The organism is Pseudovibrio sp. POLY-S9 (assembly GCF_001431305.1).
Classification (GTDB): domain Bacteria; phylum Pseudomonadota; class Alphaproteobacteria; order Rhizobiales; family Stappiaceae; genus Pseudovibrio.
In genome coordinates, this window is sequence record NZ_LCWX01000001.1 from 1 (window position 1) to 10207 (window position 10207).

Consider the following 10207-nt stretch of genomic DNA (forward strand, 5'->3'; position numbering starts at 1 on the left):
CTGCCGATCCCACGGCGCACACTCTCTCCAAAGTCTTCATCTGGGAAAGTATGAAAACGGCGTGCCCTGGCTTGCAAGCCCTTCACGGGACCAGCAGATCCCACTTCGAACTTACAATCCAGCTCACTCATGTTTGTTGAAGGGCTGGAAGCTGGCAAGCGATGGCCGCACCCAGCACATGCCAGCTTCCAGCAAGCAGCACTTCTGATCATTCTTTTCTGTCGTTTTGACCTGAGGGACAGCTTTAAGGGCTTTGCCCTCACGTGACCTAGATCGTCGCTTGCCTGACCACAATCTTCCTCGCCCTTAGGGCTGCGGGAGACTATGGACAGCCTCTCTTCTCGCTAGCTCCCGCACACCCGTTTGTTTGGCAAGGGAAATGAAACGGACCTCAACGAGACGGAATGAACATCATGGTTTTTGTAAGCCGTTCAAGTCTCTTGATCACAAGGGAGCACAACATGAATGCCAAGATCCTCACATTTCCAACAAAGCAGACAGCAATTAACCGCGCTGAAGTCCTCTCATTTTCTGAGGTGCTGGAGGCAGCTTGGGATGCTTCATTGGAAGCCACACTGGAGTTTGTTGAACAGAACGGCGATTATTTTGAGGAAGGTGGAGCTCATGTTGTGTTTGCTGATCTCAATGCCCCGTTCGTGCGCCTTCTAAAAGTCAAAGGAGTAGGAGAGGCCATGAGCACAGGAGAATGGAAAGTCTCGCTGTTGCTGGGACTGCCTTACAAATCGCGGTGTGTCTATGAAGCGGGTTGCAAGGCTTTTGTCGAAGAGTTGAAGCTTCGCAATATCTCAGCTCGTGTTGTCACGTTTGCTAAGGATGAAGAGCGGTTTTAAGTGGAATCGTGCTGCTTGAGAATGCCATATATTAGCGTCTCTGATCAGGAGCCTGCATCCTGACGAGTGCCCGCAAGAAAAGACCAGAGGCATGAAGCAACCTTGCGATGCTTTTCGCAACGGGTTTTCTTATGTTCAACCCGCACTGTTCAGGCTTGCTCTTGGGCTACAAGAAAAACGTAGGATTTTCTTGTTCAGCGCTGGTGTGAGCCTACAGTCGAACCGCAATTTTGACCAACACCGGCCATTCAGCCTGCTGTTGGAGACAGCCAAGCAGCCCGATGTTTCAACTCTAGGTTATTCTGGTTTGACTTACTATAGAGAGAGGAAAGTTAGATTTTTCCGTTGAATTTCCTCTCTAGCTAGCCGACCCCAATTAACCGAATGACTTCCCTAAGGGAAGGAGCAAATTTAGATCGTTGATACCAGTTTCAAAGGTTGGCCCAACTCTCATTGCGGTTTTGGCCTGCAAATAGAGCACGACAGGCCCGACTAAAAGCAGGACTGAAAACACTCATATGAGATTCTCCTTTTAAGATTTTGTGGTACAATATTAGCCCAGAAATTGAGCGGGAATCCATCTGGTTCGCCAGTTTAACGAGATTGGATACCATTTTAGCATGTGCGTCAGCAGCTTCCTCAAACTCACCGACAGCCATGAATATATCCATTTTGACATTCTGCCTTTTCGTACTCGTTTGCTCTTCTAGCGCAATGAGAAAGCTATCAGCCCACCAGATGGCTGGGCTAATAGCCACATATCGTTGAAATGCTTCTGGCTGAGTAAAGGCCGTATTGAGTACGAATAGCCCTCCCATGGAAATACCCGTTAGCGTGGTTTGGGTCAGATCTAAATCGAAACGACTAGCAAGCCATGGAGATAGTTCTTCTAGAATAAAAGCTAAGAAAGAAGTTGCGCCACCTGCCAGAATTTCATCTTGCCAAGTAAACGGTGCTGGTGCGCGACGCATCATGGCTTCAAATCGCTTGTCCTCACATGGGGAAAGATCACGTGTGCGAATTGCTAGGTGTTCTGCTTTTTCACCTCTCCCAGAAACATCATACCCGATGCCAACAATGCAGTGTGGTGGAGGCCCATCTGGTTCCATCGCCAACGAGTTCAGTAAGGTCGACGCAGCACCAAAGCATATGTTGCCATCGGTCACAAACATTACTGGTACAGGACCACTTTTAGAAAACATCGGATTTGGCATCGCGACGTCAATAATGAAATATGCACTAACATTCTCAGACCAAATTCTGAAACGGTTTGACCCTAGAATTGGTGTCGGACCAAGATCAGTAAACTCGTTGGTACAGCTGCTCATATGGTATCTCCTTGCTAGAGATAGCAATACTAAGGTTTTGCCCTGCCCACCATTCTTGATTTGCAAATGTTTCGCACTATATATTAATGGGTACAAAGAGTTACCGTCATTTACCCTGAATAACTTCAGTAAAGCGGCACCGCGTAAACAATGCATTCTCCGTTATGCAGATACGACAGGGAGTAACACCTCCACTGGAAGTGCTCGAGCAGATGACGGAATTACCAGATGTAATTCCGTCATCTGCTCAGCAAGACTTGTTTGACCAATACCGGCCATTCAACCCAGATCTAGGTGCTTCTAGTCAGCGCTGCTTCTCAACTACAGGTCAATCTCTTTCAGCTTGTTGCTTAGTGCGGAAAGCGGAAGTTCGATGCAAGTGCGAGAACTCAGGTAAGTGAGAGGCCGTTGCTAGTGTCGAGGGCCATGAGCGGGCCTTCGGACGTTTCCATCAAGGGTTGAGTACAGCCTAGGTAAAGTGTTGCGCAATCTCTGAAACGAGATTTCTTCAATAGTGAGTCCTCAATATGAGGCAACAACATCTCTAATTTTAACTCGATCAATTAACTGGGGGATTACCGTTTCTCTCTCAGCCTGCGAGAGGTGGAAGAAATGCTGCTGAAGCGCGGCATTATGGTCTCGTATAAAACCATTCGCCGCTGTCGGAATTTCTTCGTTCCATCTCGCAACCAACGCTCCGTGATCAACACCCACCTTCACCGCATCAACGCTTTTGTCCAATGGAAACGCGTAACCCAAACTCCGGCCTGAAATATGTCTACTGCAGGCTTTTGCGTTCATCGTCAGGTTAATGTGAAAGCACCCTAATAGGTTCTCAAACCCGGGCTTAAAAGCCCACGCTACTCAACACCCAGCGCCTTAAACACCGCATCCGTGGGATCGGCGTAAAAGCTGGTTTGGAACTTGGCAAAGAGCTCACCCGGGATTGAAGGAATATCTACCACCGAGGCCATAGGCAACAATATGCGTTTCGCACCGCTGTCAAAGGCTACCTGTAGACACTCTGATAGGTTCTCAACGGGCACAATGCTACCACCAAGGCTCATATCACCCAAGACAACCATTTTTGCCTGGACGGGCTTTTGCAGTACGCCAGAACAAAGCGCAACAAAACCGGCCAAGGTCATAACCTTGCTTGCGCCGGTATTGTGCATTTCCACATTATGGAGATGGAAATCACTTTCGCCCGCTCTGATATTGGCGCTAACCCGATGAGCGTTGGCTTTAAAATAATCAAACGCGATCTTTAAAGATTCTTTGGCGGCAGAATTGGAACCAAAACCTGGTGTTGTCAATTTGCCATTACCGGCGGTTGTTTGGGTTTCCAAACGAAACAGTTCCAAATGACCGCCGCTGCCTCTGGAGATGGTATGAAGTACGCCAGGGTTCATTTGTTCAGCAGAAATCAGCTTATCGCCGCCTTGTTCAGGAATGCCGATAAACTTCTCTTCCAAGCTTTCCTGGTCGATATAGGAAAAATGAACGTCATAGAATTCCATGCCACCGATTTTTTTCAGCTGTTCTTTGATGCGTCGACGTGCTTCCAAAGCATATTCAAGACATTTTGCCACCGCTTCCTTGTCATAGGCCCCGTGGGGGTGAAGCAGCTTCAACAGACCTGATGTGGTGCGTTTTACGGCAATAGTATCACGCTGGTTCAAATCACGGCCGAGCTTAAAGAACCGGTCAATGGCATCGCTGAAATTCTGTTTGCGCATCTCGCGCATATATTCGGCTAGGTAGTCGGTGATAAGGCCATATTGATTGGTGAAGAACTCCGGCCGCATTTTCGGCACTTCCCAGCCGGGAATATATGCATGGAAGCGGTCGAAAAAGGCTGAATCAATCATCACTTCAGGAAACGGAGCGAGCAGGTGACTCGTTTTAACCATGGTATCGACAGGCTGATTAATATTGCCAACAAACACCATGGAAGCGGAGGCGGTTATGGCATCACGCCCGCGGGCAAACGAGCCTGAAGCCATGAAATCCTTCATGATCTGGATGCCGTCTTTGTCTTTGAAGGTAATGCCGGCAACCTCGTCAAAAGCAACAATATCCCACATGCCTACCAGACCAACGGTGCGACTACCAAGGTTATAAAACAGGTTGGCAACTGTAGTTTGACCGCCCGAAATCAAAATACTGTTGGGACTGCATTCCTTGTAAACGTGGCTCTTGCCGGTACCACGAGGTCCGAGTTCGCAAACATTATAGTTGTTTTCAACGAACGGAATTAGACGGGCAAGCAGGTGCCATTTGGCTCGCTCTTCGAAATTGGATGGCTCCATCCCAGTGGAGCGCAGCAGAACATCGATCCGTTGCTCTTCACTAAAGCTTTTACGGGCCTCAAACAGCTCTTCCATATCCATATTCGGCATCTGAATTGGTTTGAGATCAGAGACTGTTCCCCATCGAAGCCTTATGGACAGATCGGTTAATTTGAATAAGGGAGTGTTTTGGCTCATGATCATGAGATTAGGAGTGAACAATGGGGCACAACACACGGACCGCCAGCGCTGCAGCTGAGAAGGCGGTTAAAGATATCCGGCGCAAGACCTTAAGGAAGTTGTCGCCGAGCAGGCTCTGGAACTGCGGCTTCTTAAAAAAAGCGTTCTCGAGGATGGGGGAGACGACGAATGAGGTACCCCGCTCACGAGAAGTTGGAGATTATCCGGCTGATTGAAGGATCACATCAGCCAATCAAGCGCACGTTGGAGCTGCTGAGTATTCCACGCTCAACGTTCTATGTTTGGTATGATCGCTATCTGGAAGGCGGTGTTGAAGCGTTGGAGGACAGAGTTTCACGTCCCGCCAAGATCTGGAGAACCGTATTCCCGATGAGATCAGAGAGCAGATTATTGAACTGGCGCTAGAAGAACCAGATCTATCACCACGAGAGCTCGCGGTTCACTTTATAGACACGAAAGGCTATTTTGTTTCAGAGGCTTCTGTTTACAGGCTGCTGAAGGCGCAGGACCTGATTACATCTCCAGCCTATGTGATCATCAAGGCTGCTGATGAGTTCAAGGATAAGACCACAGCACCGAACCAGCAGTGGCAAACTGATTTTACCTATTTCAAGATCATCGGCTGGGGTTGGTTTTATCTCTCAACCGTGCTCGACGACTATTCCCGCTACATCATTGCCTGGAAGCTGTGCACCACGATGAAAGCCAAGGATGTCACCGACACCCTTCAACTGGCACTCGATGCCTCGGGCTGTGAACAACCCACCGTGCTGCATCGTCCACGCCTACTTTCTGACAATGGCAGCTCTTACGTGTCGTCGGATTTGGCCGATTGGCTGGAGACAAAGGGCATGAAGCATGTGCGCGGAGCGCCGTATCATCCGCAAACCCAAGGTAAGATCGAGCGCTGGCACCAGACCATGAAGAACCGCATTCTGCTCGAAAACTATTACATGTCAGAGGACTTGGAAGCACAGATCGGCCACTTTGTCGATTACTACAACAATCACCGCTATCACGAGAGTATTGGCAATGTGACGCCAGCCGACGCCTATTGCGGGAGGGATAAAAAGATCCAGCAACACAGGCAAATGATTAAACGCAGAACTATTCAAAACCGACGCTTGCGCTACCACGCACAAGCCGCTTAACATCAACACGCAATTGGGCCAGACACTCCACTAATCGAAAGCCAATTTTGTCCAACTATCTTTGACGACGGACAGTGAAGAGCTAAATCGACAGTTAATTCGGCAGCTTGAAATAATTGAGCCACACAGCAAAGAATGAGAAAGAAGTGGCCATCAGTGTCAAGCTGATCAGATCAGTCCTATGTTAATGTCTCGCTCAGGCTGAAGCTGATCCATAATAAGCCGAATGGCAACAAAGATTAGCCAGCAGTTTTACAGCATCTGCGAACGATTGCGCTCCGGCTAACGTCCGTTAAGAGGCTCGAAAAGTCTCAGGATTCCTGAGACTTTTTTCCTCTCCTACAAGGAGCAAAGCGACGTCAGCTTTGGATGTTAGCCCGTGCGATCATCGCCTTGTTCAATTGACGGAGTTCCTCAAGCATCTGGATGGTTTCGAAAGTTTCATCGTTGTACACTTCTACAGATGTTCCTTCGCCACGCACTGACGAAAGAGCTGCTAAAGGTGCGGCTATCGCTTGCCAGGCAGCTGCACCGACTTCATCCATTGCACCACCACCAAGGCCATATTGGAATACGTCCTTGTACATGTCATCTACCGGACCCTCGCCATTTTTGATGCTAGCGTTCAATGACAAGAGCGTATTCCTAAGGCCTTTCTTGGTAAACCGCCCGCGCGCCTCAAGATAGGTTTGAATGAGAGACGCACCATCAGGATCCATAGGATCGATGAACGGCAGAAGGCCATCATCTATCATGTGAAAGATGCTATCGGCTTCATCCAGAAGATCTTCGATTTCAGGGCTGTTGATGATTTCCTCGGCTAAGTCACTGATCAGAGCGTTTCGTTTGGATTGATAGGCAGAGTCATGATTGATGCTGTCAGGCGTTGCTTCAATCATTTGTCGGAAGTCTTCTATCGATGTGTTTTCCAGATGCTTAGTGACTTTTTCCGCAAATAAACCCGCAAGTCGCGGCACATCACGATCATAGTGATGGTTGATTGTTCCGCTAAGGTAGTCGGCCTCAATCTTGAACTCTTGCCTAGCTAGGGCGAAAGAAAGTGCGGATGATAGAACCGTTGCCCCCTCAAGGTTGGTAAGGACAAGTTTGATGGCTATGGTTCCGCTTAATTCTTGTTTGGCCCAACGGCTGTTTATTGATCTACCATTACGCATGTACTCGCCATTCCATGCTCTGCTTACTGGGCCATTGGGAGGAGTCCAGCTATTCCTTTCTATCCGTGCGTGGTACTTTACATTGCCCCATTGAACTGGAAAGTCAGGCTCATACCAATGCTCTTTCAACTGCGAAGGATCGTATTCGGCCTGCAAGGTCAGTTGACCTGAGAGTAGCATCAGTACGTAAGTTGTTGGAAGACGTTCAAACCATGCGATGGGGATCTGGATATATTGCGGACGCGGGCCATCGTAGCCGGTTGGCATTGCTTGGAACTCGCTCAACCTTTGATGTAAGCGCTGGAGTTGAAGGACAGGGAGCTGTGCGGCGTTGCGCACTGTGTCAACTTTCGTCTGGCGATCTGGAGCCTCAAAGTGATGTTGGACCGATGAGAACGCTTGCTTGTATTCCGTTTTTCCAGACCCAGCAACACCCCTGATGGCGTCGCGCAACGGTTCCAAAGGTGCGGTTGCACCATATAGCGCTAACGTTGCATCGCGAGAACTATTGTCAGCCGGTTTGCCCGGCAAGGCTATCTCGCTAACTGGACCAAGAAGGAAGGGATCAAATCCATTCATTTCCCCACTTCGTTCAGTGACGATATGCATATGCAGCCGTGTGATTTCTGACCGGATTTCGTTCGAGATGCGCAGCAAAATATCAAAGAGAGCAATGGCGTAATCTACGTCGACTTCAGCTTGTCCCAAGTTGTAGCGAAGATCAAAGATCGCTGTTCGGTAGCGAATGATCTCTCTTCCGTTACCGATCAATTCGATAAGGTCGGCTTCGGTATTCACTGCGCTGGAGGCTGCACCGGGCAGGGGATAGTGAAACTCAGGGAAAAGCAAGACAAGGTTGCGATACGATAAAGCGCACATCTGGAATACTTCTGGCGCAAGGATTGTTGGTGTTACCGTATCGGTAGCATCCAATGTAAAAAAACTTACAAAGCTAGGATTTAGCGGGCGTCCGTCCGGCCAATGATCACGTCCACGATAGTTTGTGCTGGCTGCTAGCGAAACCGCGTTTGTTGGTGTGCTGCGATCCTGTTCAAGGTAGAAACGACTAACGATGCGTCCATTTCTATTGATCCAAGGCAATAGGTTTCGTGGTCCGCGTTCGCGATATGTATTGGCGTCGTAATCGTCTGCGCCATCTCTTTGACGTTCGATGATCAACTTATCAACTTCACCAAGAACGCTGCCCTCGGCGAGATTGATAATATCGCGCCGTATAGCCCGCTGGCCCTCGAGGATGTTGCGTAAATCTCGTCTCAGAATTTCCTCGACCCGTCGCAGGATCCTGCGCTGCTGTGTGGCGGAAATGGCAGTTTGTCGTTGAAGTAGGCCAAGCTGGATGGAGATGTCTGTGAGATGATCGTCCAGGCGGTCGAAGCGTTGATGCATTTCCCGGCGGATTTTTCGAACTTCGCCATAGACTTCGCTTAAAGACTTCATGATTTGTTCGAGTGCCTTGGCAACTGGGTCAGGCTTGCTTGAAGAAAAAAGTGAAGCCGCGGCCGAAAGTACGCTTGTATAGGCAGCAAACGCAGACATCGCGCCGATTTGAGAGAATTGAAGGGCGATAGTTGTCGAGCGGATCATGCCAATCAACTCAATGGCCTGAAACATCTTGGCAGTTGCTTCCGATTGCATGCCAAAAGCATCAAAGATATTGCTGAGCCCACGGAAGAAGGAATGCTGTTCTTGAATTGCGGTGTTTCGAATTTTGAAAACTTCATCGCGGGAGAGCTTAGCTGACAGTTCAGCGCCCAAGGTCTGGCCCAGTTTGCCATTGGCCAGGTCGCTTTCGTGCCCCCAATCAAGGTCGGTCAGATCGAACTCTAACTGAGTGCCCTCATCAAATAAGGACCAGTGTTCGACCTGCTCGTTCGAGAACGTGACGCTGTTAGCATCGATCGCGCTCTCTCCGGAAATGTTGATCCCTAAGGTGGCTTGACCATGGCGGCGTTTCATTTCGGCAGCGTTCTGCTCCCACTGATCAAGCAGTTCAGTGGGAAGCTCCATGCTGGCATATCGTTCAGTATAGTCGAACCAGTCGGCTATGCTATCAAACACATTCTGGGCAAGAGTTGGGTTTTGTTGGCTTGTTTGCTGTTCGAAGAATGTTGAAACTCCGAACCGGTCGAGTGCCCCGGTGAATGAGCCCATTCCCTTTTCCGGCATTTTAGATGAGATCTGGGCGAAGGCAGCACCTTGCATCGTGAACTCCGCATCGACGGGGTCAAAACCGACCTGATGCGGCTTGAGGTGTCCACCAGCGCTTATACTGTCAAGAAATATATTGGAGTACCGCTTGACCTGGTCATAAGCCTCTCCTGCAACTCCAGCTGCCAATCCAGCCTGCCGGCCAAACAAGCCCTGGGTTAATGCCGTGATTTCTGCTCCGACAATGAAATGCTGGAACTTATCAAATCCTGGCCAGTTGGTCGTTCCGGGGTTGTCATGGACGAAGTTTTTAACCTTCCGCCAGCGTTCCCGATCTTTAGCGCCCTCGATGCTGCCCACGTTGCGCCCCAAGAGCCTGGCAATAGGATTTATAACGCGATGTTGGAAGGATCCGCGCCATTGCAGCGGATCTTGTCGATCAGCCAATGCCATTTCTGCCATTAAGCGATCAGGTTCCAGAACACCGGCATCAATAAGATCTCGCAGTTTTTGATTTGCAGTTTGAGTTACAGGTACAGACATTTCCCACCTTCAATGGATGCAATCAAAGCTTCCTATACGTTAGTAACTTTAAGGGGGGAGCGGCAAGTCATTTGTCGTACATCAAGGCCGAACAAGTTCGACAAAGGGGATAAACGAAGTTGCTAGTTATGGTGACTGCTAAGCCAGATTTCGTAGATAGATCAGTTGTGGGAGAGTAACGAGCTTTCATACTGACAAGCACCTCTAGCAGTGCAACCCAGCTGATATGAGATATCTGCCATAAAATAGAGTTACATGTTGGCCGAAACGCATTTGCTTTCAGTCGCAACGCTCATCTGGCTTTAGGTCTGCGCCATTGTTTGCAGGATGCGCAGTAGGAATTGGACTTCTTTCACTCAATCTGACGATGAACTGCTGACATCTCCTGGGCGCCCACACATGCATGTGTGGACGCCCCTGGAAATGCAAGCGGTTTTTCGTCAGATTGAGTGAATGCGGTCGAGTTCCTACGTGTGTCCGGCCTCTGTATGCAGCATT

5 protein-coding genes and 2 pseudogenes are annotated in these 10207 nt (G+C 49.2%); 3 read left to right on the forward strand and 4 right to left on the reverse strand.

Features of this window, described 5'->3' with window-relative positions; all coding sequences use genetic code 11:
• Nucleotides 1-212, reverse strand: a 212-nt coding sequence (locus PPL9_RS32885; protein ID WP_208989072.1) for a hypothetical protein, incomplete at its 3' end; no start/stop codon positions are given.
• Nucleotides 213-461: 249 nt separating this feature from the next.
• Between PPL9_RS32885 and PPL9_RS00005 the strand changes: the two genes are divergently transcribed.
• Complete coding sequence (locus PPL9_RS00005) at nt 462-851, forward strand: hypothetical protein (protein ID WP_152986543.1); 390 nt, start codon at nt 462-464, stop codon at nt 849-851.
• A gap of 431 nt (nt 852-1282) precedes the next feature.
• On the opposite strand, the gene PPL9_RS00010 is transcribed toward PPL9_RS00005, so the two are convergent.
• Nucleotides 1283-2179 (reverse strand): alpha/beta hydrolase-fold protein, encoded by an 897-nt coding sequence (locus PPL9_RS00010; protein WP_161831155.1) that lies wholly within the window; start codon nt 2177-2179, stop codon nt 1283-1285.
• A gap of 502 nt (nt 2180-2681) precedes the next feature.
• Here PPL9_RS00010 and PPL9_RS34005 point away from each other — a divergent pair.
• Nucleotides 2682-2839 (forward strand): annotated as a pseudogene (locus PPL9_RS34005) (IS6 family transposase); the annotation flags it as partial.
• Between the two features lie 200 nt (nt 2840-3039).
• Here the strand turns inward: PPL9_RS34005 and brxL are convergent.
• Nucleotides 3040-4674, reverse strand: coding sequence for a protease Lon-related BREX system protein BrxL (brxL, locus tag PPL9_RS00020; protein ID WP_082596400.1), 1635 nt, complete (start codon nt 4672-4674; stop codon nt 3040-3042).
• A gap of 62 nt (nt 4675-4736) precedes the next feature.
• Here brxL and PPL9_RS00025 point away from each other — a divergent pair.
• Nucleotides 4737-5822 (forward strand): annotated as a pseudogene (locus PPL9_RS00025) (IS3 family transposase); the annotation flags it as partial.
• A 359-nt stretch (nt 5823-6181) separates the two neighbouring features.
• Here the strand turns inward: PPL9_RS00025 and PPL9_RS00030 are convergent.
• A complete protein-coding gene (locus PPL9_RS00030; RefSeq protein WP_057460725.1) occupies nt 6182-9709 on the reverse strand; it encodes a histidine kinase in 3528 nt (1175 codons plus the stop codon).
• Between the last annotated feature and the right edge of the window lie 498 nt (nt 9710-10207).

Bases quoted from the DNA above. Each gene is read 5' to 3' on its own strand.
- PPL9_RS00030 (WP_057460725.1), bottom strand. From the start codon at position 9,709: ATGTCTGTACCTGTAACTCAAACTGCAAATCAAAAACTGCGAGATCTT.
- brxL (WP_082596400.1), bottom strand. From the start codon at position 4,674: ATGATCATGAGCCAAAACACTCCCTTATTCAAATTAACCGATCTGTCC.
- PPL9_RS00010 (WP_161831155.1), bottom strand. From the start codon at position 2,179: ATGAGCAGCTGTACCAACGAGTTTACTGATCTTGGTCCGACACCAATT.
- PPL9_RS00005 (WP_152986543.1), top strand. From the start codon at position 462: ATGAATGCCAAGATCCTCACATTTCCAACAAAGCAGACAGCAATTAAC.